At 72.5% G+C, this 22933-nt stretch carries 22 protein-coding genes and 2 pseudogenes; 13 read left to right on the top strand and 11 right to left on the bottom strand.

Annotation, left to right across the window (positions count from 1 at the left end; all coding sequences use genetic code 11):
* Positions 1–38: 38 nt before the first annotated feature.
* The 4 genes from BFN33_RS32415 to BFN33_RS32430 all read right to left on the bottom strand — a co-directional run bounded on the left by BFN33_RS32415 (position 39) and on the right by BFN33_RS32430 (position 3853).
* Entirely contained in the window at positions 39–1436 is a 1398-nt protein-coding gene (locus BFN33_RS32415) for an NAD(P)/FAD-dependent oxidoreductase (RefSeq protein WP_069763735.1), read from the bottom strand.
* The gene (locus BFN33_RS32420; protein WP_069763736.1) at positions 1429–1728 is read right to left on the bottom strand and encodes a (2Fe-2S)-binding protein; all 300 of its coding nucleotides are present in this window, start codon (positions 1726–1728) and stop codon (positions 1429–1431) included. Before BFN33_RS32420 ends, BFN33_RS32415 begins: the two co-directional genes overlap by 8 nt.
* The gene (locus BFN33_RS32425; RefSeq protein ID WP_069763737.1) at positions 1725–2912 is read right to left on the bottom strand and encodes an FAD-binding oxidoreductase; all 1188 of its coding nucleotides are present in this window, start codon (positions 2910–2912) and stop codon (positions 1725–1727) included. The genes BFN33_RS32420 and BFN33_RS32425 overlap by 4 nt, the downstream gene beginning before the upstream one ends.
* A 116-nt stretch (positions 2913–3028) precedes the next feature.
* A complete protein-coding gene (locus tag BFN33_RS32430) occupies positions 3029–3853 on the bottom strand; it encodes a hypothetical protein (RefSeq protein WP_069763738.1) in 825 nt (274 codons plus the stop codon).
* A 327-nt stretch (positions 3854–4180) separates the two neighbouring features.
* Between BFN33_RS32430 and rsgA the strand changes: the two genes are divergently transcribed.
* The 3 genes from rsgA (at position 4181) to BFN33_RS32445 (ending at position 7304) form a co-directional block, all read left to right on the top strand.
* Positions 4181–5281, top strand: coding sequence for a ribosome small subunit-dependent GTPase A (rsgA, locus tag BFN33_RS32435; RefSeq protein ID WP_069763739.1), 1101 nt, complete (start codon positions 4181–4183; stop codon positions 5279–5281).
* Between the two features lie 158 nt (positions 5282–5439).
* Entirely contained in the window at positions 5440–6819 is a 1380-nt protein-coding gene (locus tag BFN33_RS32440) for a DNA-3-methyladenine glycosylase 2 family protein (RefSeq protein WP_069763740.1), read from the top strand.
* Between the two features lie 2 nt (positions 6820–6821).
* Positions 6822–7304, top strand: coding sequence for a methylated-DNA--[protein]-cysteine S-methyltransferase (locus BFN33_RS32445; protein WP_069763741.1), 483 nt, complete (start codon positions 6822–6824; stop codon positions 7302–7304).
* Here BFN33_RS32445 and BFN33_RS32450 read toward each other — a convergent pair.
* The 3 genes from BFN33_RS32450 to BFN33_RS53340 all read right to left on the bottom strand — a co-directional run bounded on the left by BFN33_RS32450 (position 7301) and on the right by BFN33_RS53340 (position 9896).
* A complete protein-coding gene (locus tag BFN33_RS32450; RefSeq protein ID WP_069763840.1) occupies positions 7301–7672 on the bottom strand; it encodes a PPOX class F420-dependent oxidoreductase in 372 nt (123 codons plus the stop codon). The two genes, BFN33_RS32445 and BFN33_RS32450, sit on opposite strands and share 4 nt — an antisense overlap.
* Before the next feature lie 77 nt (positions 7673–7749).
* Positions 7750–8235 carry a DUF456 domain-containing protein gene (locus BFN33_RS32455; protein ID WP_069763742.1) on the bottom strand — a complete coding sequence of 162 codons (486 nt, stop codon included), beginning with the start codon at positions 8233–8235 and terminating at the stop codon, positions 7750–7752.
* Between the two features lie 1502 nt (positions 8236–9737).
* Positions 9738–9896 carry a hypothetical protein gene (locus BFN33_RS53340; RefSeq protein ID WP_176742515.1) on the bottom strand — a complete coding sequence of 53 codons (159 nt, stop codon included), beginning with the start codon at positions 9894–9896 and terminating at the stop codon, positions 9738–9740.
* Between the two features lie 333 nt (positions 9897–10229).
* On the opposite strand from BFN33_RS53340, the gene BFN33_RS32460 reads away from it, so the two are divergent.
* The 4 genes from BFN33_RS32460 to BFN33_RS54680 are packed head-to-tail and all read left to right on the top strand — an operon-like array spanning position 10230 to position 13409.
* Positions 10230–11216 carry a protein phosphatase 2C domain-containing protein gene (locus tag BFN33_RS32460; RefSeq protein WP_069763841.1) on the top strand — a complete coding sequence of 329 codons (987 nt, stop codon included), beginning with the start codon at positions 10230–10232 and terminating at the stop codon, positions 11214–11216.
* A gap of 54 nt (positions 11217–11270) precedes the next feature.
* Entirely contained in the window at positions 11271–13013 is a 1743-nt protein-coding gene (locus BFN33_RS32465) for a pyruvate dehydrogenase (RefSeq protein ID WP_069763743.1), read from the top strand.
* Positions 13014–13040: 27 nt separating this feature from the next.
* Positions 13041–13169 (top strand): hypothetical protein, encoded by a 129-nt coding sequence (locus BFN33_RS54675; RefSeq protein ID WP_256122917.1) that lies wholly within the window; start codon positions 13041–13043, stop codon positions 13167–13169.
* A gap of 21 nt (positions 13170–13190) precedes the next feature.
* The gene (locus BFN33_RS54680; RefSeq protein ID WP_256122918.1) at positions 13191–13409 is read left to right on the top strand and encodes a hypothetical protein; all 219 of its coding nucleotides are present in this window, start codon (positions 13191–13193) and stop codon (positions 13407–13409) included.
* Here the strand turns inward: BFN33_RS54680 and BFN33_RS32475 are convergent.
* On the bottom strand, positions 13406–15076 hold the full coding sequence (locus BFN33_RS32475) for a helix-turn-helix transcriptional regulator (RefSeq protein ID WP_069763744.1): 1671 nt from the start codon (positions 15074–15076) through the stop codon (positions 13406–13408). The two genes, BFN33_RS54680 and BFN33_RS32475, sit on opposite strands and share 4 nt — an antisense overlap.
* A gap of 211 nt (positions 15077–15287) precedes the next feature.
* On the opposite strand from BFN33_RS32475, the gene BFN33_RS32480 reads away from it, so the two are divergent.
* From BFN33_RS32480 to BFN33_RS32490, 3 genes are all read left to right on the top strand, one after another.
* Entirely contained in the window at positions 15288–15899 is a 612-nt protein-coding gene (locus tag BFN33_RS32480; protein WP_069763745.1) for a hypothetical protein, read from the top strand.
* A gap of 97 nt (positions 15900–15996) precedes the next feature.
* A complete protein-coding gene (locus tag BFN33_RS32485; RefSeq protein WP_069763746.1) occupies positions 15997–16464 on the top strand; it encodes a hypothetical protein in 468 nt (155 codons plus the stop codon).
* A 714-nt stretch (positions 16465–17178) separates the two neighbouring features.
* Positions 17179–17595, top strand: coding sequence for an ATP-binding protein (locus BFN33_RS32490; RefSeq protein ID WP_069763747.1), 417 nt, complete (start codon positions 17179–17181; stop codon positions 17593–17595).
* 98 nt (positions 17596–17693) lie between these two features.
* Here the strand turns inward: BFN33_RS32490 and BFN33_RS32495 are convergent, their stop codons facing one another.
* Positions 17694–18734, bottom strand: coding sequence for a DUF2637 domain-containing protein (locus BFN33_RS32495; protein ID WP_069763748.1), 1041 nt, complete (start codon positions 18732–18734; stop codon positions 17694–17696).
* A gap of 315 nt (positions 18735–19049) precedes the next feature.
* Positions 19050–19907, bottom strand: a complete 858-nt coding sequence (locus BFN33_RS32500; protein WP_069763749.1) for a (2Fe-2S)-binding protein — start codon at positions 19905–19907, stop codon at positions 19050–19052.
* Positions 19908–20063: 156 nt separating this feature from the next.
* Here BFN33_RS32500 and BFN33_RS32505 point away from each other — a divergent pair.
* From BFN33_RS32505 to BFN33_RS32515, 3 genes and pseudogenes are all read left to right on the top strand, one after another.
* A partial coding sequence (locus BFN33_RS32505; RefSeq protein ID WP_141758014.1) for a GntR family transcriptional regulator occupies positions 20064–20762 on the top strand: 699 nt, incomplete at its 3' end.
* Position 20763: 1 nt separating this feature from the next.
* A pseudogene (locus BFN33_RS32510) lies at positions 20764–21168 on the top strand (FCD domain-containing protein); the annotation flags it as partial.
* Positions 21169–21314: 146 nt separating this feature from the next.
* Positions 21315–21748 (top strand): annotated as a pseudogene (locus BFN33_RS32515) (GntR family transcriptional regulator); the annotation flags it as partial.
* Between the two features lie 408 nt (positions 21749–22156).
* Here the strand turns inward: BFN33_RS32515 and BFN33_RS32520 are convergent.
* Entirely contained in the window at positions 22157–22930 is a 774-nt protein-coding gene (locus BFN33_RS32520) for a hypothetical protein (RefSeq protein ID WP_069763750.1), read from the bottom strand.
* Between the last annotated feature and the right edge of the window lie 3 nt (positions 22931–22933).

Genomic DNA, 22933 nt, shown 5'->3' on the forward strand with positions numbered 1-22933 from the left:
ATCGCCTCTCAATGGGATTCTCAATAGGGTGTGACATATCACTGTTCCTCGGTCTCTCCGGCCCGGGCCAGTACGCCCAGCGGCACCGGCCGTGCGAACGGCCTGCGGCCCGCCGTCTCCGCGCACCCGGCGACCCCGGCCACTCCGGGCACGCACACCCGGCCCTGGCACCAGCCCATCCCGGCCCGCGTCAGCAGCTTCACGGTCCGCAGATCACCGGCGCCGAGCTCATGTACCGCCTCCCGTACCGCACCGGCCGACACCTCCTCGCAACGGCACACCACCGTGTCGTCGGTGACCTGCTCGGCCCAGTGCGCGGGCGGCGCGTAGACGGAGTCGACGGCGGCGAAGAAGGCCCGCAGCCCGGTCCGGGTGCGCGCGGCGGCCGCCCACTCACCCGGGTCCGGCGCCCGCCCTGCCAGCCGCGCCGCGATCGATCGTCCGGCGATGTATCCCTCGGCGAGCGAGAGGGCGGAGCCGCCGATCCCGGTGGTCTCGCCCGCCGCCCACACCCCCGGCACGTCGGTGCGCTGCTCGTCGTCGACGTGCACGTCCGTACCGTCGACCCGGCAGCCCAGCGCGTCGGCGAGGTCGGTGTGCGGCAGCATGCCGTGACTCACGGCGAGGGTGTCGCAGACGAGGCGTCGGCGGCTGTCCTCGCGCACCCGCCCGTCCCGGTCGAGGGCCGCGACCGTCACCGCCTCCAGCCGCTCGGCGCCGTGCGCCGCCACGACGGTGTGGTGGAGGAGGGTCCGTACCCGGTGCCGGAGCAACTGCCCCGCGTACCGGGCGCCTTCGGCCACCTTGCCCGGTTGGCCGGCCAGCGCCCGGGACCGCCGTACGAACGCCTTCGGGTCGGCCGAGTCCACCAGCGCGGCGACCGTCGCGCCCGCCGCGGCGAGGCCGGTGGCGACGGGCAGCAGCAGCGGCCCGGTCCCGGCGACGACGGCGGTACGGCCGGGCAGCACGAGCCCGCCCTTGAGCATGGCCTGCGCCCCGCCCGCCGTGACGACACCGGGCAGGGTCCAGCCGGGGAAGGGCAGCACCTTCTCGTAGCCGCCGGTGGCGAGGAGGACCGCCGCCGCGCGTACCTCGGCCGGCTGCTCCTGCTCCGGGCCGACGAGGGCGTGCACAGTGAACCCGGCGGTGTCCCGGCGCTCGACGAACCAGACATGATGATCCGTCACATGCCTTACCGTGCCCGCCCGTACGTGGGCGTGCAGGCCGTCCCGCAGTCTCTCCCAGGTCCGCCACTGGTGATGCAGTGCCTGCGGTCGACGGGCCCCGAGCTCGGTTGCCGGCTGCCGGTAGAACTGCCCGCCCGCCTCCGCGGCCGAGTCGATCAGGGTGACCTGGATGCCCCGGGCGGCCGCCGCGAGGGTGGCCGCGAGTCCGGCCGGACCCGCGCCGATCACCGCCAGGCTCGGCTCAGTCATCGTGGCCCGTTCCCTCCTGCGTGCGGATCGCGTCGCCCGGCCGCAAGGGCATCAGACAAGCCCGTTGGTTCGGGCGGTCGTTGACGGTCACAAGGCAGTCGAAGCAGACGCCGATGCCGCAGAAGATCCCGCGCGGGCGGCCCTCGCCGCGGGTGGTGCGCCACGAGGTGACGCCTGCCGTCCACAGCGCGGCGGCGACGGTCTGGCCGGGCAGGGCCTCGATCTCCCGCCCGTCGAGGGTGACGGTGAAGGCGGGACCGGGCTCGGCGCGCACCAGCTCCAGCGGGTTCACGAGGCCTCTTCGGAGTCGGAGTCGGACGCGGAGGCGGAGGCGGAGGCGGGGAAACGGTCGGGACGGAACGGTGCGAGATCGAGATCGGGAGCGTGCCCGGTCAGCACCTGGGCGATCAGCCGCCCTGTCCCGGTGGACAGTCCGATGCCCGCGCCCTCGTGCCCGCAGGCGTGGAACAGCCCGGGCACCCGCGGATCGGGGCCGATCGCGGGCAGGTGATCGGGCATGTACGGCCGGAAGCCGAGGTACGTCCGCATCGCGCGCACCCGCTCCAGGAACGGGAACAGCCGCGTCGCGCCCGCCGCCAGCGATCGCAGCGCGGGCAGCGACAACGACCGGTCGAAGCCCACCCGTTCACGGGTGGCGCCGATCAGGACGGGCCCGGCCGCCGTCCCCTCGACGACCGGTGAGGTCTGCAGGGCCGCCGAGTCGCTGGCCACGTCGGCCACGTAGTCGGCGGCGTACACCTTGTGGTGGACCAGGCGGGGGAGCGGCTCGGTGACGAGGACGAAGCCGCGCCGGGGGAGCACGGGGAGGCTCACTCCGGCCAGCGCGGCCAGCTCACCGCCCCAGGTCCCGGCGGCGTTGACGACATGCGGGGCGTGGATCTCGCCCCCGCCGGTGCGCACCCCGCGCACGGCACCGTCGGCGGCGCGCAGCACCTCGGTCACCGCCGCGCCGGTGAACAGCCGGGCACCCGAGGCCCGTACGAGATGAGCGGCGGCCAGCGTCGGCATGACCTGGGCGTCCTGGGGATAGAGCACACCGCCCGCGAGTCCGGGCGCCAAGTGGGGCTCCAGCTCGCGGAGTCGGCCCGCGTCCACCCGTACCGCCTCGACGCCCGCGGCCCGTTGCCCGGTCGCGAACTTCTCCAGGGCTTCGAGGCCCTCGGAGGTGGAGGCCACGACCACGCCCCCCTTGAGTTCGTACTCGACGGCGTCGCCGACCTCCTCCGCCAGCTCGGTCCACAGCCGTCCTGACAGCAGGGCGAGTTCGAGCTCGGGTCCCGGCTCCTTGTCGGAGACCAGGAGATTGCCCTCACCGGCGCCGGTCGTACCGCCGGCCACCGGACCGCGGTCGACGACGATCACGTCGAGGCCCGCCCGGGCGGCGTACAGGGCACAGGCCGCGCCCACCATCCCGGCACCGACGACCACGACATCGCAGGTCAGTCGCTTGCTCACGCCAGTACTATGTCACATGCCGCTCTCGGCGGGAACACCCCGACGCCGGACCGCCGGCGGGGTTGCGGGGACGTCCGACCGCCGGGACTGTGGGACGGACGGAACTCACCGGGCCGTCAGTCGATCTCGCTCGGGTCGGCGGACGGGGTCCGGCCCGCCTGGACGTCCTCGAGACGTGCCGCGCCCAGCTTCGCCGCCTGCTCGGTCGTGTCGTCGTCGGCTCCGTCGAGACCGCCGTTGGTGAAGCTGATCGCGTCCGTGCCGAACCGGAGGGCCGCGACGTCGAGGGTGAGGGTGGTGGGCGCGCCTCCCGATCTGCCCCGGACCGTGACCTGCAGCCCCTGCCGGGCATCGCCCTCCTTGGGAAGGGAGGTCGACACCACCTCGACCGTGCGCTGCCCGCCCGAGCTGTCCTTCGCCGTGAACTCGTCGCACTTGACCGGCAGGCTCTTCAACCAGGCGAAGGACGTGTCCAGCGCGGCCTTGTCATAGGCGGCCACCTGGTACAGCAGCCGGGACTCGCCCTCCTTGAAGCCGGTGAGCGCGGACGCTCCGGACGGCTTGCCCAGGAGCTCGTCGTCGTAGAGCCGGTCGAGCAGCTTCTGGCAGTCGGGCGCGTCGGCCTTGGCGGTGAGGAAGTCGGCGACGTCCACCTGGCCGACCAGCAGGCTGTCGCGCCAGGTGGCCGCGTTCTTCACCTGCGTCCAGTCGTCCTCCAGATCCGCCTCCGTCACCAGTGCGGCGCGCGCCCCGGCCGGGGTGAGCGCGGCAGGGGACTGCTGTGCGAGCGGCGAGGAGGAGATCTCCGTGGTGATCTCGGTGGTGTCCGCGCGGTCCGGACCACTGTCGTCACCGTCCGCACAGGCGGCGGTCGTCAGCAGGGCTCCGGCCGCCAGGACCGAGGCGAGGACGCGGAAGGGGCGGGGCGGACGGTGGGTCATCACGAGGTCTCCTGGAGATGAGAGGTGGCTTCCATGCCACAACCGCTCCTCCCGTACGACCAGCGCACCGGGCTGTTCGAGTGAGGGGGCGACGCCATAGGGGTCCGGAAAACAGGTGGCGCCCCCGACTCCGACGCCTCTAGGGTGAGACCGCTTCGCACGGCGGTTCTTGGCTGCCGTGCCCCACGAGCGAGGAATGAGGGAGGTGTCGACCGATGGCTGTCTTTGCGATGAGCGCCGCTCGCATCCAGATCATCAAGTCCACCTCCGTGGCCGTCGGCTGACACCAACTCCTGGTGCCGGGGCCACCCTTGTGAAGGGTCTCCCTTGACTTCCAGCTCCACTTCTCATGTTTTCTCCGCGCTCGCTCCCTACGGCTGGGACGAGGCATGGGCGGATGAGTTCGCCCCCTACGAGCCCGACGGGCTCCTGCCCGGACGGGTGGTCCGCGTCGACCGCGGGCAGTGCGACCTCGTCACCCCCGAAGGGATGATGCGGGCCGACACGGCCTTCGTCACCCCGCCCGATCCGATGCGGGTCCTGTGCACCGGTGACTGGGCCGTCGTCGAGCCCGCGGGCAACCCCCGCTATGTACGGACGTATCTGCCACGCCGTACCGCATTCGTACGCTCCACCTCCTCCAAGCGGTCCGAGGGGCAGATCCTTGCGGCCAACGTCGACCACTCGATCGTCGCCGTGTCGCTGGCCGTCGAACTCGACCTCGGCCGCATCGAACGGTTCCTGGCCCTGGCCTGGGAGTCCGGCGCACAGCCGGTGGTCGTGCTCACCAAGGCCGACCTCGTGCCGGACGCCGTGACGCTCTCGCATCTCGTGCAGGACGTGGAGACGGCGGCGCCGGGTGTCCCGGTGCTGACCGTCAGCGCGCTGGACGGGGAGGGGCTCGACGTACTCGTCGCGGTCGTCTCCGGCGGTACGAGCGTGCTGCTCGGGCAGTCCGGTGCGGGGAAGTCGACCCTGGCGAACGCGCTCATCGGCGAGGACGTGATGGCTGTGCAGGCCGCACGGGACGCGGACGGGAAGGGACGCCACACGACCACGACCCGCAACCTCCTCGCCCTGCCGGGCGGGGGCGTACTGATCGACACGCCCGGCCTCAGGGGCGTGGGGCTGTGGGACGCCGAGACCGGTGTCGGACAGGTCTTCGCCGAGATCGAGGCACTGGCCGCACAGTGCCGCTTCCACGACTGCGCGCACGAGAGCGAGCCGGGCTGCGCGGTCCTGGCCGCGATCGACTCCGGTGAGCTGCCCGAGCGGCGGCTGGAGAGCTACCGGAAGCTGATCCGGGAGAACCAGCGGATCGTGGCGAAGACGGACGCGAGGCTCCGTGCCGAGATCCGGAAGGAGTGGAAGAAGAGGGGAGCGGAGGGGAAGGCGGCGATGGAGGCGAAGCGGGGGGTGTGGGGTTAGCGGGTAGTCCTTCGGCCGCGGGTGGGTGGGGGGCTGGTCGCGCAGTTCCCCGCGCCCCTGAGTGGCTGTGGTCACCCGGAACTGACGGGGCACCCCTCATCTCCGTGTCCGATTTCCGCCAGCGGCATCCTCGCCCAGGGCGGAAACTGGAACACGTGATGGACGAAGACACCAGGTACGAAGCTGTCCGCAGCCGGGACGCCCGGTTCGACGGGGAGTTCTTCTTCGCTGTCGAGACGACCGGGATCTACTGCCGGCCCAGCTGTCCCGCGGTGACCCCGAAGCGTCACAACGTCCGTTTCTACGCGACGGCCGCCGCCGCGCAGGGCTCCGGGTTCCGGGCCTGCCGGCGGTGCCGCCCGGACGCGGTCCCCGGTTCGGCCGACTGGAACGTACGGGCGGACGTGGTGGGCCGGGCGATGCGCCTGATCGGCGACGGTGTCGTCGACCGGGAGGGCGTCGCCGGGCTCGCCGGCCGCCTCGGCTACAGCGCCCGCCAGGTCCAGCGCCAGCTCACCGCCGAACTCGGCGCCGGCCCCGTCGCCCTGGCCCGCGCCCAGCGGGCCCACACCGCGCGTGTCCTGCTCCAGACCACCGGCCTGCCGGTCACGGAGATCGCGTTCGCCTCGGGCTTCGCCAGCGTGCGGCAGTTCAACGACACGGTCCGGGAAATCTACGCCGCCACCCCCAGCGACCTGCGGGCCGCCGCCCGGACCACACGCCGCGCGGCCACCCCCACGGCGGGCATTCCGCTACGACTTGCCCACCGCGGCCCCTACCGGTCCGGCGCCGTCTTCGACCTGCTGGAGAGTGCATCCGTACCCGGCGTCGAGGAGGTGAGCGGGGCGCCCGGGCGGCGCACCTACCGCCGTACCCTCCGCCTCCCGCACGGCACCGGCATCGTCGCCGTCCACGAACGCACCGGCACGACCGGAACCACCTCCGGCGCGAACCCCGGCGGCTGGCTCGACACCCACCTGCACCTCACCGACCCCCGAGACCTGACCACCGCCGTCGGACGGCTGCGGCGGCTCTTCGACCTCGACGCCGATCCCTACGCCGTCGACGAGCGGCTCGGCGAGGACACCCGGCTCGCGCCCCTGGTCGCCGCCCGCCCGGGACTCCGGTCGCCCGGCGCCGCCGACCCCGAGGAGTTCGCCGTACGGGCACTGGTGGGCCGTAGCGAATCCGAACGGCTCGTCCAGCGATACGGCAAGACCCTGGACGCACCCTGCGGCAGCCTCACACATCTCTTCCCCGAGCCCGCGGCCCTTTCGGAGGCGGCCGGCCCGCTGGGCGCGCTGGCCACCGCCCTGGCCGACGGCGCTGTACCACTCGATCCGGGAGCCGACCGCGACGAGGTGCAGCAGGCACTTCTCGCCCTGCCCGGCCTGGACGCCCGTACGGTCGCCGTCATCCGCACCCGCGCCCTCGGTGATCCCGATGTCGCCCCACCGGGTCTCGACGCCCCGGACACCTGGCGCCCCTGGCGCTCCTATGCCTGGCAACACCTGCGCACAGCAGGAGAGTTGGAGTAATCATGGCCATCCGCTGGCACCGTCTCGACAGCCCCGTCGGCACCCTGCTCCTCACCGCCGACGAGACCGGCGCGCTGACCTCGCTGTCCGTCCCGGAGCAGAAGAACGGCCGTACCGTCCAGGAGGGTTGGATCCACGACCCCATCCCCTTCCGGGACGCCGAGGAGCAGCTCGCCGCCTACTTCGCCGGTGAACTCAAGGAGTTCCAGCTGGAGTTGCGTCCTGAGGGCACCGAGTTCCGGACCCGCGTCTGGGACGCCCTCGACGACGTTCCGTACGGGGCGACCACGACGTACGGTGAGATCGCCGCCCGCGTCGGTGCCTCCCGTGTCGCCGTCCGGGCCGTGGGCGGCGCGATCGGCGCGAACCCCCTGCTGATCCTCCGCCAGTGCCATCGGGTGATCGGCGCGAACGGCCTGCTCACCGGGTACGCGGGCGGCCTGGAGCGCAAGACAGCCCTGCTCACCCTCGAAGGTGCCCGCTAGGACTCCTCGAGCCCCCAGCTGTGGATCCGTCGTGGATGGATGCGGATCAGTTCCTCGCTGAAGTGCGGGCCCAACTCGTGCGGGCCCGTGAGGAGCTCCGCCTCCCCGCGGATGTCGATGCCGCGCACCGTCCACGGTTTCAGACTGGCGATGTCGTCGACGACCAGCGCGACCTTCGGGTTCTTCTGGAGGTTGCGCCATTTTTTCGTGCGGCCCATCGCGTAGCCACCGATCAGGATGGTGCCGTCGTCCTGCGGGAAGAAGCCGACCGGGTTCGCCTGCGGTTGTCCCTGCGGGTCGACGGTGGCGAGTCGTCCCAGCCGCTGGGACCTCAGGTACGCGCGCTCGGCCTCGCTGAATTCGGTCATGCCATCCACCCAAACACGCCGGTGCCACCCGCACATCGGAATCGCGCCCCAGGTCTGTCTGCGGCCGCGGTCGTAGGTCAGCTGCCCCACAGCACCGTCCCCAGCCACGCGCCCATGATCAGCAGGCAGGTGAACAGTTCCGCCAGCACGCTGGAGCCGCCCGAGTGCATCGCCGTGCGCAGGGCGGCCTTCGCCGAGCCGTGGCGGCCGAGGCGGAGGCGTTCCGAGAGGTAGATGCCGCCCATGAACCCGGGGATCGCGCCGAGCACGGGGATCAGGAAGAAGCCGAGGAACGCGCCCGCTCCGGCGTAGGCCGCCATGCGTGGGGTGGCCCCGCTCTCCCGCAGCCGGCGTGGTGGCAGCGACCAGCGCACCACCTGGGAGAGGAACAGGGCGACCGTGGCCCCCACGAGCACGCTCCACGCGACCGGTTGCGGATCCTTCAGCGCCCACCACAGGACCGCGGCCCACACGAGCCACGACCCCGGCACCCCGGGCAACAGAACCCCGACCAGGCCGAACAGCATGACCAGGCCGACCAGCAGGAGGTCCCACACTCCCATGAGTCCAGGGTGCAGGAGGCAGGCAGAAAGCGCAGGTCAGCGATATCGCCCCGGTGGGCGGCGGGCACTCGGGCCGTCGTCCGTCACAGCTCCGCGACAGGCAAGCCGGTCACACTCAGGGCCGACCCGGGGTTCGGGGTCCGGGTCATTCGGCGTCGCCGGGCGGTTCTCCCGTGGGGGGTGGAACCGTCCGGCGACCCTTCGCAACACAGTTCGACAGGCGCGGCGGGGCTTGATTTTCGGGATGCCCCGTTTTCATACGGCCGGTGCGGTGGACAATTGGGGGCATGAGCCAGCAGGGGGGAACGCCCACCGGTCGCGGTCACGAGGACGACTGGTGGGGGCAGCTGTACGACTCCACCGACGACACGGGCCCCGCACCGGCCCCGGACACCCTGGACGACCGCTTCGCCTCGGCGGCGGGGACGGTGCGGGACGGGTCGGGAGGTGAACGGCGGAGCTTCGAGGCGGGGCCTGGCGAGGGACGGCCTGGGTCGGGGGCAGGGGCTGGTGAGGGGCATCCGGGGGCGGGGCCCGGTGCGGGTCAGCCAGGCTCGGGGGCATGGGTCGGTGGTGGACGGCCCGGGTCGGAGCCGGGGCCCGGTGTGGGGCAGCCGGGTTCGGAGGCACGGGTCGGTGGTGGACGGCCCGGGTCGGAGCCGGGGTTCGGTGGGGGTCAGTCGCACTCGGAGCCGGGGCCCGGTGTGGGTCAGCCAGGCTCGGGGGCATGGGTCGGTGGTGGACGGCCCGGGTCGGAGCCGGGGTTCGGTGGGGGTCAGCCGCGCTCGGAGCCGGGGCCCGGTGTGGGGCAGCCGGGTTCGGAGGCGGGACCCGGTGGGAGTCAGCAGTGGAGCTCGGGGGCAGGGCTCGGTGGTGGACGATCCGGTGCTGAGGCAGGACCTGGTGAAGGCCGGCCGGGGTCCGAGCCGGGTGCTGCGGACGAGCAGAGCCGTCGGGCCGAACAGTCCGGTTCCGGGTCGGGTACGGCGGACGAGCTGAGCCGTCGGCCCGGTACCGGGGTCCCTGCGCCGCGGACAGGCTTCTCCGAGGCGGCGGCTCCCTCACCCGGTCGGCACCGCGTCCCCTGGCAGGCGCCACCCGACGCATCCGACGGCCCCGCGTCCTTCCCGCCCGGCCCCAAGCCACCCGGCTTCGTCGAGCGTCCCGCCGAGGACCGCCCGCCCCCGCCACCCGACGGCGGTACGTCCACCGAGACGCCTCCGGCGACGACCGTTCCGACCCCGAGGCCGCCGACCGCGGCACCCCCACACCCCTCAGCCCCACCCCGCCCCGCGGCTCCACCGCACAACGCCGACCAGGCCGTTTCGCCTGACGGCGGAGACTTGTGCAGGGGCGGCGCCGCTGGTGGTCCGCCGCCGGTCGGTGACCGGGCCGCTTCCTCGGGCCGCGGCGATCCCCGAGAGCGTGGCGTCGCTGATGGTGCGCCGCAGGACGGTGACCGGGCGCCTTCGCCGGACGGCGGCGGCTTGGGTTGGGGTGGCTCAGGTGGAGCGGTCTCGTGGGGTGGTGTCGCCGGGGGGCCGCCGCAGGATGGCGATCGGGCCGGTTCGCCAGGCCGCGGCGATTCCGGAGAGCGTGGTGTCGGTGGAGTCGACCCGCGTGGGGGTGCCCGCGACGGAGTCGGCTCGCGCACGGATCACCCCGCCTCCGGCGGCACGGCTCCCGCAGGCGGTGCCGAGGACGTGCCCGCATCCGGTGGTCCCGAGAGCCCTCCGGGGCCCTCGGACCGAGGCGGAGCCGATGCGCGCCGCGTCCAAGGCGACTGGTGGGCCGCCGCACCCGGCGTCGAAGCCGACCTCGCCCAGGAACCCCCCGCAGCCGCATCCCGCACCGGCCCGGGTTCCACTCAGCCCAACCCGACCCCTGAACCCCCCGAGCCCCACGCACGTGGCCGGACCGCCGACCCCCTCCAGGAGGGACCCGCCGCGGCCGGTCCCGCCCCCGCGCCGCAGGCAGCCCGCACCGCCACCCGCGTGGACATTCCCACCCTCCCTCCCGCCCCCGTCGGATTCGTCGGCTCCGGCCCTCCCACCTACGACGCCGAACCCACCGCCCTCCCACCCGCCGACCCCGACGAACTCGACGACCTGGTGGCGGACACCGTGCTGGACGGCGCCAGGTACGGGGCGTGCACGCTGCGAGCGGCGTCCGTGCGCGGGGACTCGGCCAGGTTCCGCGGCGAACCCCGAAGGGACTCCCTGCTCACCGCCCGGTTCGGTACCGGCGAGCAGGCGCTGATCCTCGTCGCCATGGCCACCGGCGCCCGCGCCACCCCCGGTGCCCACCGCGCCGCCGCCGAGGCCTGTCACTGGATCGGGCGGGCCATAGGGCGCAGCCACGCCCGGCTCGCGCAGGACATCAGCGCCGCCCGCCGCGGTGACCTCAAGTCCGGGCTGCACCGCCTCACCGACCGCAGCCTCGGCAAGCTGCGCGCCAGCGCCGTCGAGCAGGGCATCGACCCGGAGGAGTACGCCGCCGGCCTGCGCTGTCTGCTCCTGCCCGCCGACCCCGACTGCCGGATCCGCGTCTTCTTCGGCGTCGGCGCGGGCGGCCTCTTCCGCCTCCGCGACGGCGAGTGGCACGACATCGAACCCCGTGTCACCGACGCCACCGGCGAACCGGTCGTCGGCTTCGGCTCGCTGCCGACCGAGACCCCCGAGGGCGACCGCCTCACCATGGACCTCGGCATCCCCACACCCCCGAGCCCCTACGAACCCGCCCCGGAGCCGCCCCGCGAACCCTTCCGCTTCCGCGCCTCCGTCGCCCGCCCGGGTGACACCCTCCTGATGTGCACCGGAGGCCTCGCCGACCCCCTGCGCGGCGAGCCCGAACTGTGCGAATACCTCACGGGAAGGTGGTCAGGCCCCCCGCCCGGTCTCGCCACGTTCCTCGCCGACTCCCAAGTCCGGGTCAAGGGATACGCCGACGACCGTACAGCCGCCGCTGTTTGGGAGGCGTGATCGCGGCCATTGTGGATTGATGGACCCAAGGAGACCGAAGGGGTGCGTGGATCCATGGCCAAGCAGAACGTCGCCGAACAGTTCGTGGACATCCTCGTCAAGGCGGGGGTGAAACGCCTCTACGGCGTCGTCGGCGACAGCCTCAACCCCGTCGTGGACGCCGTCCGCCGCAACTCCGCCATCGACTGGGTGCACGTACGGCACGAGGAGACAGCCGCCTTCGCCGCGGGCGCCGAGGCCCAGATCACCGGCACACTCGCCGCCTGCGCCGGTTCCTGCGGACCCGGCAACCTGCACCTCATCAACGGGCTGTACGACGCCCACCGCTCGATGGCCCCCGTGCTCGCCCTCGCCTCGCACATCCCCTCCAGCGAGATCGGCCTCGGCTACTTCCAGGAGACCCATCCCGACCGCCTCTTCCAGGAGTGCAGTCACTACAGCGAGATGATCTCCAACCCCCAGCAGATGCCGAGGCTGCTGCAGACCGCCATCCAGAACGCCGTCGGCCGCTCCGGCGTCAGCGTCGTCTCGCTCCCCGGCGACATCGCCGACCAGCCCGCCCCCGAGAAGGCCGCCGAGACCGCCCTCGTCACCTCCCGGCCCAGCGTCCGCCCCGGCGACGCCGAGATCGACAAGCTCGTCGAGATGATCGACAAGGCCGACAAGGTCACCCTGTTCTGCGGCAGCGGCACGGCGGGCGCGCACGCCGAGGTCATGGAGTTCGCGGAGAAGGTCAAGTCACCGGTGGGGCACGCCCTCAGGGGCAAGGAGTGGATCCAGTACGACAACCCCTTCGACGTCGGCATGAGCGGCCTCCTCGGCTACGGCGCCGCCTACGAGGCCACCCACGAGTGCGACCTGCTGATCCTGCTCGGCACCGACTTCCCGTACAACGCCTTCCTCCCCGACGATGTCAAGATCGCCCAAGTCGACGTACGCCCCGAGCACTTGGGCCGTCGCTCCAAGCTCGACCTCGCCGTCTGGGGCGATGTGAAGGAGACCCTGCGCTGTCTGACGCCCCGGGTGAAGACCAAGACGAACCGTCGCTTCCTCGACAAGATGCTCAAGAAGCACGCCGACGCACTCGAAGGGGTCGTGAAGGCGTACACCCGCAAGGTCGACAAGCACGTCCCGATCCATCCCGAGTACGTGGCCTCCGTACTCGACGAACTCGCCGACGACGACGCGGTGTTCACCGTCGACACCGGCATGTGCAATGTGTGGGCCGCCCGTTACATCTCGCCCAACGGCCGCCGCCGGGTGATCGGTTCCTTCTCGCACGGCTCGATGGCGAACGCCCTGCCGATGGCGATCGGGGCGCAGTTCACCGACCGCGGGCGGCAGGTCGTGTCGATGTCCGGCGACGGCGGATTCTCCATGCTGATGGGCGACTTCCTGACGCTCGTCCAGTACGACCTCCCCGTGAAGGTCGTCCTCTTCAACAACTCCTCGCTCGGCATGGTCGAGTTGGAGATGCTGGTCGCCGGGCTCCCCTCCTACGGCACCACCAACAAGAACCCCGACTTCGCGGCCGTGGCCCGCGCCTGTGGTGCCCACGGCGTGCGCGTGGAGAAGCCCAAGGACCTCGCCGGGGCGCTGAAGTCGGCGTTCAAGCACAAGGGCCCCGCGCTCGTCGACATCGTCACCGACCCCAACGCCCTGTCCATCCCGCCGAAGATCAGCACCGAGATGGTCACGGGCTTCGCCCTGTCCGCCTCGAAGATCGTCCTCGACGGAGGAGTCGGCCGCATGCTCCAGATGGCCCGCTCCAACCTCCGGAACGTGTCCCGGCCCTGAGAAGTCCGTGGATGCGAGACTGGCCGCATGCCGGAAATCGCCTTCACTGACGTCGCGCCCGTCGTCCCGGTCCGCAACCTCGCCGCGGCCCTGGAGCGATACCGCCGCCTGGGCTTTGCCGCGCGTGCCTACGACGGTCCGGAGCGGTACGGCTAAGTCGAGCGGGGTGCGGTCTCGATGCACCTCAGCGAGTGGTCCGAGCACGACCCCCTGCGCACCGGATCCGTCGTCTACCTGTACGTGAGTGACGCCGACGCCCTCCATGCCGAGTGGGTGGCGTCCGGCGTCGAGGGCCGCTTCGTCGAACCGGCCGACACGCCGTACGGGCTACGGGAGTTCGCCTATGTGGACCCCGACGGCACGGCTCACCGGGTGGGGTCCGCGCTCGGCTCCTAGCTGCCGGCGTCCACCCAGGCCCGCTCGCCCGCGGCGTTCGTGCCGTACCAGAGACGGGTCAGGCCCTTGATGCTGGTCGTGCGGAACGGGCGGCCGTGGTCGTCGACCCGGACCGTGCCGGTGCGGCCCTGCGAGGACCAGTCGAGTTCGAGGTACCAGTTGCAGTCGTACGTCTGCGTCGTCGCGGTGACCAGCAGCACCTCCGGGTCCGTGGCGGAGACCCGGTAGGGGAACTGCACCGCGGGGACGGTCTGTCCGGTGTCGTTGCCGGCGACCGCGTGGGCGACGGGGCGGTCGATGTCCAGGTTCACGTCGAAGCCGCGCGGGGTGATCCCGCCGCCGCAGCCCTGGTCCATCGCGTACGCGGTACCGGGTGCCGGGGAGCCGCGGCCGGCGATCCGGACGCGGAGCGCCTCCAGGACGACGGCCGTGGACGACCGTCCCTGCACGGAGATCTGCACCTTCGTCTCCCGCCCGTGGATCGCGCCCTGCGTCGCCGCCCAGATCCCGGCGTCCTGCACGAGCGGGGGCGGGGGAACCTGGGAGGGCGGCTTGTCGATGACGTAGTCGTGACCGCAGCTTCCCTCCCAGATCTGGGAGTTGACGGTCCAGGTCAGCGGGGTGCCGGTGGCGGTTCCCTGCTGCTCGGACCTGCCGGTGTCCTTCGAGACGGCGCCACCGCCCGGCGCCGACGGGGAGAGACTGTTCCGGGTGCCCACGGGCGACGGGGATCCGGAGGTGGCGGAGGGGCTCGGCGACTTGGACGGGGAGCGGCCGGGCGTGCCCGACGCCGTCGTGGTCGTAGCGGACGACGGGTCCGGGGCCTGGGCGACCTCGTCCGACGCGGAACGCCCCGAGGGCAGCGCCGACAGGCTGCCCAGCGTGGCGAGCAGCGCCACCGCGGCGGCCGCGGTCATCACGACGCGCCGACGGCGGTACCAGGGCCGGGACAGAGCAGCACCCCGCCCCGCGAGCAAGGCGTCCCCCTGTCCCTTGGCGCTCGCGCTCACGTCACCGCCCAGACCGACGCCCGCGGCGTCACAGTCTCTCGCCGCGCTCACGTCGCCGACGTTCGCTGCGCGGCCGCCCACCGTGTGGCTGTCTGTCGCCGGGTTCACCGCGACTGCCGCGCCGCCGTCCGCTGCCGCGCCGGCCACGCTGCCGTTCGCCGCGCCCCCGGCCACTGCGGTCGCCGCCTTCACCTCGTCGGCTGTGGCTGACGCACCGCCATCCGCCGCGGGCGCCAGGTCGGCCGTCGCCGTCGCGCCGTCGGCCGCTCCGGCCCCGCTTCCCCCGCCGACCGCTGCTTCCGTTGCCGTAGCGGCGACCGTCCCCGCCGCCGCGCCCGCCGCGTCCGCCGCATCCGTCTGCTCCGGCTCCCCCGCCGTCTCCCCGGCCCGTGGCCGCTGTCGCGCTGCCACCGCCGAGAGCCACAGCCGGTGCAGCTCCATCCGCTCCTCGGCCGATGCACCGCACAGCGCAGCGAACCGCTCCACCGGTGCGAAGTCGACCGGTACCGCGTCGCCCGCGCAGTACCGGTGCAGGGTCGAGGTGTTCATGTTGAGCCGCCGGGCCAGCGAACCGTAGCTGCGGTCCGTGCGCTCCTTCAGCCGCCGCAGCAGGGCCGCGAACTCCTGGACATCGTCCTGTGGTTCCGGTGCCGACAACGATTCCCCCCTGATCCCGCATCCCAGGCACTCCCTATACCTGCACGTCAGACGGCCTGGGATGGTTCCATGCAGACGGATCCCGTGTCCCGTGTTGCATCCGCCCCGTGTGACCGCTGATGCTCTTGGTGTCGCACCGACCGGGCCGGACCGACCATCCGGCGTCGTGGCGGCATCCCACACTCATGTACGTATCTCACGGGGGACACTCATGCCCAAGCGCAGTCGAGCAGGCGCGCTCACCGTACTCTCTCTCACCGGCCTCGCGCTCGGCGTCACACTCGCCGTGCAGGCCGGAGCCGCGCCGGCCGCGCCCAGGTTCCTCTCGGCCGCCGACCTCCCACCACACCCCTCGTCCTCCTGGACGGCGGGCAAGGTGACCGACGGCGTCCCGGACGAACTGCTGCTCTGCCTCGCGGACGCGCTGCCGGGCTACGACTCCCGGTACCGCGACTTCCGCACCGACCTGGACACCAGCGCCCGCCAGCTGACGATCGAGGTCGGCACCAAGGCCAAGGCCGCGGCCCTCGCCGCCCGCATGAACAAGGAGATCCGCACCTGCGCGGACCGCCTCGAACAGGGCGACCCGGAGCTCGAGGCGACGTACAAGGACTACGGCAAGGTCGCGGTCGAGGAGGGCGCCCGGGTGCACGGCCTGCACACGGAGCAGTCGTACGGCGCCACCGACATCCGCCTGCTGTCCGTCGGCCGGGACGACCGGACCGTCACCGTCGTGGAGTGGTCCCAGATGGGCGACTTCGGCGACGCCCCGGTGAAGGCGTTCAAGAAGACGACCGCCACCGCGGTGAACAAGCTCCACTGAGACCCGGGGCCGCCCTCCCGCACGGGGGTCGGGCGGGCGGCCCCGCACGCACCACACCACCAGCAAGCAGGAACCAGAAGGAAAACGGGGAACACACATGAACACGACCAAGGCGACCCGCCGCACCACCCTGGCCCTCGGCCTCGCCCTGGCCCTGGGCCTCGGCGTCACCGCCCAGGCCTCCGCCGGAGCACCGCGCAGCGTCAGCGGGAAGCCGTCCGACAACATCACCCGCATCGCCGACTTCTACGGCGCCTACATCGACGCGGTCACCGACGAGGGCAGCGGCGACCTTCGGGACGCCCTCCGTGCCCACTACCTCACGCCCGCCTTCCAGAAGGAGCTGAACGCCTGGGAGGAGCAGGAGCACGCCGACGGTGTCCTGCGCGCGCAGAACGTGCCCCTGGCGTGGAAGGTCACCGACAACGGCACCACCGCCGCCCGCACCGAGGCCGTCGTCACCCTCACCTGGAGTGCCGGCCAGACCAGCACCCTCGTCGTCGACATGACCCGCGGCAGCCACAAGATCTTCTACATCGGTGCCAAGGGTCTCGCAGGCAAGTAGCGGCGGATTCCGGCCAGTTTCCCGACTGCCCCACCCCTTCGTCGGGTACGGCGAGGTCGGCAGCGCGGGGTCGGCAGATCGGCCCATGCCCCGTGGCCCCGGTGTCCCGGAGCCAGGCGGCTCAGCGGCCCTGCGGCAGCGCGGGGCCGGCTGCCGCCTCCGGGTGCCGGTGGCGGGCGTGCACTCCGTTTCAGGGGGCGCACGGGTCGTCGTACCGCAGGCTCCGCACCTCGGGGACCGGACCGGAACGTGTGATCGGGGGCCGGTCCCCGCCCGGAAGCCCAGGTCCGCCCGCTCCTCGTGTCCCTCGGAACCACCCCGCCGACCAGGTGACTTCCCGCACCCTCCCGGTGCGAAGGGCTCGCGCGGCGCCCCCCGGTGTCCGGTACCCCGACACCGGTTCGCAGGGGCACATGCCGAATGGAGGGGCCCTGTGGCACACGCGCCGCGTGTCGGGTGGGGCCGCACGGACCGCCGCAGGTGTGCCCCGGGATGCGTCCGCTCTGCCGGCATCGCCGTGGTCGCCACCGCAAACGTGGCCGAACACCCGGTCGTTGACGATTCGACATGACTGCCGCATGAACTATGGGGCATGGATCCCCGTGAACGTGTTCGAGCAGGAGGGGAACCGACATCGGCACGCGGGCGGGGGTCATGAAGAGGCAGGCACGAGGAGGCGGTCCCACGACAGTTGGGGCCTTCTCGGCAAAGACCATGGAGGAGAAGGCCGACAGCGCCCCGGAGCAGTCGTCTCAGCTCCGGCGCAGACTGGAGCGGGCGGACCTGGGGGCCGTACCGGAGACACGCAGGGCCTTGCGCGAGCTGTTACGACACTGGGGGAGGCCCGGACGATCCGAGATAGCCGAACTGCTCACCAGTGAACTCGTCACCAACGCACTCGTGCACACCGACGACGACGCACTCGTCACGGCCACGGTGGGGCCCCGGGCACTGAGGGTCGAGGTGCGGGACTTCGTGGCCCGCAGACCCAGGATGCGCATACCGAACGCCGACGACGGTATACACGGCAGGGGCCTGGTCCTGGTGCAGTCCCTCGCGGACGCCTGGGGCGTACGGGCACACGGCGTGGGCAAGGCCGTCTGGTTCGAACTCGACGCCGGAACGGCGTGAACCACGGGAAGGGGGCGTGACCGCGTCGGTCACGCCCCCTTCCCATGGTGCTCCGGTCTCTCGGCCGCGCCCTTCAGGGCTTGGCCCCGGCTTTCGCCTCAGCCGAACTGCTGCTCAAGATCCTTGAGTTTGCGCTCCAGCGAGTCGAGACGCGGCAGGGCCATTGTGTCGTCCTCCGCGGTGAGGTCGACGGAGTGCGACTCAGACGCGCCGCGGACGGGCTGGAGAGAGGGACGCTGGCGTACGGGCAGCGGCTCCGGGTTGGGTATGGCAGGCTCCGCGGAGGCTCGCTCCAGAGCCGGGGCCGCTGCCTGGGACTCCAACTCGCGCCCGCCGCCCCGGCCGGCGAAGCCGCGGTGTCCCCGGCTGATCGCCTTGAGCTGGGCGCGCTCCACGCGCTGCTCGCCGCGCCGCCGCAGTCGCGCCGCTTCCTTCTCACGCTTGTCCTCGCGGACCTCGTCGACCGCCTCGTCGAGGCTGCGCACGTTCTCCAGCAGCATCAGCGACCAGGCCTTGTACGTCTCACGCGGTGCCCTCACCCAGCGGACGATGCGGATCTGGGGCAGCGGACGCGGCACCAGACCCTGCTCGCGCAGAGCGGCCCGGCGGGTCTGCTTCAGCGCGCGGTCGAACAGGACGGCAGCCGACAGGGACATGCCGGAGAAGAACTGCGGTGCGCCGGCGTGGTCGATGCCCCTGGGCGCGTGCACCCAGTTGAACCAGGCCGCCGCGCCGGCGAACGTCCACACGAGGATCCGGGAGCCGAGGGCCGCGTCACCGTGGCTGGCCTCGCGCACCGCGAGCACGGAACAGAACATCGCCGCGCCGTCCAGGCCGAACGGGACGAGGTACTCCCAGCCGCCGGTGAGGCCGAGGTTCTGCTGGCCGAAGCCCACCAGACCGTGGAAGGAGAGGGCGGCGGCAACCGCCGCACAGCAGAACAGAAGGACATAGGAGGCGGTGCCATATATGGCCTCCTTGCGCCTGCGGCGCTCCTCGCTCCGCTCCCACGAGTCGTCTTTCGCGTGCTCCCCGCCGGACCGCTTGCTCCGCGCGAGCACCGCCACCGCCGCCAGCATGCCCAGGAGCAGTACGGCGCCCGGAAGCAACCAGTTCAGCGATATGTCGGTCAGTCTCATCTGGGGTCCCTTGCATTGGGATAGGGCGTAACGCCCGCCATAGTGGCCCAATCCCAACGGCCCTCAGGCGTTTTCGGGGCAAGAGGCCGCCAAGGAAGTGCAAGGGGTTGCCCAGGGCGGCGTTTTGCTCGAACTGCCGCTTGAGGGGCGGGAGTTGAGTTCGAATAAGACTAGCCGTACGGGTGGTTCCACGGAAAGTTCCTGCGGCAAGTGAGGAAGTTGTGAAGTGCCTGTAACCGAACGGGCGTCCCAGTCCGCGCTGATCTTACGGGAGACGTGAGGGCGGTCTGCGGCGGGGTCCCCTTTGACGGAACCTCAACTGGCGGCAGCCGCCGTGAGCTTGGCGACCCGGTCCGTGTCGCAGGTGCGCGGGCAGGTCGCGCAGGTGTCGTCCGGATCCAGTGTGTAGTACATGCAGCAGCTGACCCGGTCCCGGGTGGCCAGCGGCCTGCCGTCGGGGCCGGTGAGCACCCGGAAGGCCGGGGAGCCGACGTACGGCTTCGTCGTCCCGGGCAGGAGGAGCTCCAGGGCGTGTTCGGCCCGGCGCTTCTCGTGCTCGCCGAGCAGCTCGGCGACGTACCACATCCCCTCGACGATCTCGTCGGTCACCATGCCCCACAGAGCCCTGCCGCGACGGCGCATGCGCGGGCCGAAGGCGGCGAGGAGCGGCTCCATGTGCTCGGCGATCGCGTTCCTCAGTTCCGCGCGCAGGGACTCCTCGTCGGGGACCGTGTACGCGCCGGGGAGCGCGGCGGCCGGGTCGTCCGGGAGGCAGGCGAACGGGCCCGGGTGGACCGCGAGAGCCATCGGGCCCCGGGTGCGGTCGTAGGAGACCTGGGGCACCGGGTAGCGCGGGACCCTGCGGTGCAGGAACCACGGTGCCGTGAAGAGGAGGCAGGCCGGCCAGGCGTAGCGGTGCAGGCCGAAGCCGGCGATCACGTCCGGGCGGCCCTTCCTGGCGTTGTCCCTGAGGACCTGCTCGTCGTCCCAGGCGAGGAAGGTGTCCAGAGCGGTGCCGTTCCCCGCGAGCGCCGCGGCGGTGACCCAGCCGTCACCGGCAGGGAGGGGGATGTCCTCGGGCAGCTCCGTGACCGTCAGCACCGGGAGAGCCTCGGTCACGCGCGCGTAGGCGGCTGTGACGGCGGAGCGGGGGGTGGGTGGCGGTATGGGCATGCGGGGGCACCGATTCGCAGTCGTCTAAAGGTAAGGCTTACCTTACTCGAGATGTGTGGGATTTGAACTGGAGCGTTCTGCGCCTATGGTGCTTGACGGGTGAGTAACAACCCGTCGTTAATGGCCCCAAGTACCGACACGTCCGGAGGAGGACCCGTGAAGCAGGGTGCGCAGGGCTCCGCCGGGACGGGGGGTGTGGAGCGGGACGTGGACCTGGCCGTGGGTGCGGTTCGGGTGCCGCCGCAGATGCGGGCCTCCGATGCGGCGCGGGTCCGGGCCGAGGCGGGGTCCGGGGTCCGGGGTGAGCACACCCACAGTGAGGTGCCGATTCCGCGGACTGTCGTCCAGCGGGCCTCCGTGCGGGGGCAGATCCTCGACGCTTTGCGTACGGCGCTGGTCACGGGGGAGTTGCGGCCCGGTGAGGTGTACTCGGCGCCCGCGCTGGGGGACCGCTTCGGGGTGTCGGCCACGCCGGTGCGGGAGGCCATGCAGCAGCTCGCGTTGGAGGGGGCCGTCGAGGTTGTCCCCAACCGTGGGTTCCGGGTCGTCGAGCGGGGGGCCCGTGAACTGGCCGAGCTGGCCGAGGTGCGGGCGCTGATCGAGGTGCCGGTGGTGCTGCGGCTGGCGCGGAGTGTGTCGGTGGAGCGGTGGGCGGAGCTGCGGCCGGTGGCGGAGGCGAGCGTGCGGGCGGCGTCGTCGGGGTGCCGGGCGACTTACGCGGAGGCGGATCGGGCGTTTCACCGTGCGGTGCTGTTGCTGTCGGGGAACGAGCAACTGGTGCAGATAGCGGAGGACTTGCATCGGCGGTCGCAGTGGCCGCTGGTGGGGGGGGCGGCGGCGCGGGGGGGGGGGGGGNGCCCGTGAACTGGCCGAGCTGGCCGAGGTGCGGGCGCTGATCGAGGTGCCGGTGGTGCTGCGGCTGGCGCGGAGTGTGTCGGTGGAGCGGTGGGCGGAGCTGCGGCCGGTGGCGGAGGCGAGCGTGCGGGCGGCGTCGTCGGGGTGCCGGGCGACTTACGCGGAGGCGGATCGGGCGTTTCACCGTGCGGTGCTGTTGCTGTCGGGGAACGAGCAACTGGTGCAGATAGCGGAGGACTTGCATCGGCGGTCGCAGTGGCCGCTGGTGGGTGGGTCGGCGGCGCGGGGGCGGGCGGAGCTGATCGCGGACGCGGCGGAGCATACGGCGTTGTTGGACGCGTTGATCGCGCGGGATCTGGATGTGGTGCGGGGGTTGGTGGGCGGGCATTTCGCCGCCGGCGGTTAGGCGGGGGTGTCGTGCGGGTTCGGTGGGGGCGGGCGCTTTTGCGCAGTTCCCCGCGCCCCTGGGTGCCTGCGGCGGCCTGTTTCGGCTTCGGTGGGGGCGGGTGTAGCGCGTGGGGTTCGGTGGGTGGGTCGGGGCCGGGGTGGGGNTGGCCGACACCCCGAAGCGGTCCCCCGCGCTGGGGGACCGCTTCGGGGTGTCGGCCACGCCGGTGCGGGAGGCCATGCAGCAGCTCGCGTTGGAGGGGGCCGTCGAGGTTGTCCCCAACCGTGGGTTCCGGGTCGTCGAGCGGGGGGCCCGTGAACTGGCCGAGCTGGCCGAGGTGCGGGCGCTGATCGAGGTGCCGGTGGTGCTGCGGCTGGCGCGGAGTGTGTCGGTGGAGCGGTGGGCGGAGCTGCGGCCGGTGGCGGAGGCGAGCGTGCGGGCGGCGTCGTCGGGGTGCCGGGCGACTTACGCGGAGGCGGATCGGGCGTTTCACCGTGCGGTGCTGTTGCTGTCGGGGAACGAGCAACTGGTGCAGATAGCGGAGGACTTGCATCGGCGGGCGCAGTGGCCGCTGGGGGGGGGGTCGGGGGGGSGGGGGGGGGGGGGGGKGGGGGGGGGGGGGGGGGGGGGGGGTGGGGGGGGGGGGTGGGGGGTGTCCGTCCTCGGTCCGGCGGTTGCTGCGTCTTGAGTGGTGCTCGGTAACGGACGCCGGCCGCTGCGGGCGGACACCCCCCACCCCGGCCCCTTGCCGCCGTACGCGGCTACCGGCCCGTCGTGGCGCACGGTACGGCGAACGGCCCGTCGTGGCGCACGGAGTGGCGAACGGCCCGTCGTGGTGCGCGGAGTGGCGAACGGCCCGTCGTGGCGCGTGAGGTGGAGATCGGTCCGTTGTGGCGCGGGTGACTGCACCCACCTAGGGGCGCGGGGAACTGCGCGACCAGCCCCCACCGGGCCGCGGCCGCCCGGCAACCGAACCTGGCACCCCCGTAGGCGCCCCCGGCTCCCCTCACGCCGTCGCCGCCGGTGGGGTCAGCTGTCGGGACAGCCAGGTGGGTACGCCTCCCAGCAAGCGGTACAACCGCCGTGCCTCCTCGCGGAGTCGGGACGCCTCCGGCTCCACCTCCGCGTCCGCGAGGGACGCGAGGGCCGGTGCTGTTCCCACCAGGTAGCCCAACTCCTCCCGGATCCGGAGTGATTCGGCGAAGCCGTGGCGGGCCTCGGCCAACTCGCCGTCGCGGAGGGCGAGTCCGGCGAGGTGGCGCCAGGTGAAAGACAGGAGCAGGGGGTCGGAATGGGCCGTGGCGCCCGCGTGGGCGCGGCGGTAGGCCGCTCGGGCCGCCTGGGGAGCGTGCGCCAGGTTCTCCGCCAGCAGGCCCCGGCGGAAGTCCAGCAGCGCCCTCGCCTCCACCCCCGGGGGGATCAGCGCCGCCGCACGGCCCAGTGCCGCCCTCGCCTCGTCCGCGCGGTCACGGACCCCGTGGAGCGTCGAGGCGTACGCAAGGTGCCCTCGTTCACAAGCGGCCGCCCCGCGTTCGCCGTCGCTGTGGGCCAGGGCCTCGGCGGTGCGCAGTGCGTCCTCCGCCTCCGGCCAGCCCTGCTCCGTGTACAGGCAGCGTTCCACCAGAAGTGCCGCTCTCTGCAGGGCCGCCTGCGCGGTGACCGGTTGGAGCAGGGCGGCCGCGTCGGCCCAGCAGGCCCGGGAGCGCAGCCGCCATACCGCGGTCTGGAGTGGATCGTCACCGGCGGTCGTTCCGTTACCAGACATGGCGGTATACGCCACGTT

Origin of the sequence: Streptomyces sp. LUP47B, from assembly GCF_001746295.1 — a bacterium.
In the GTDB taxonomy this organism is placed as follows: Bacteria; Actinomycetota; Actinomycetes; order Streptomycetales; family Streptomycetaceae; genus Streptomyces.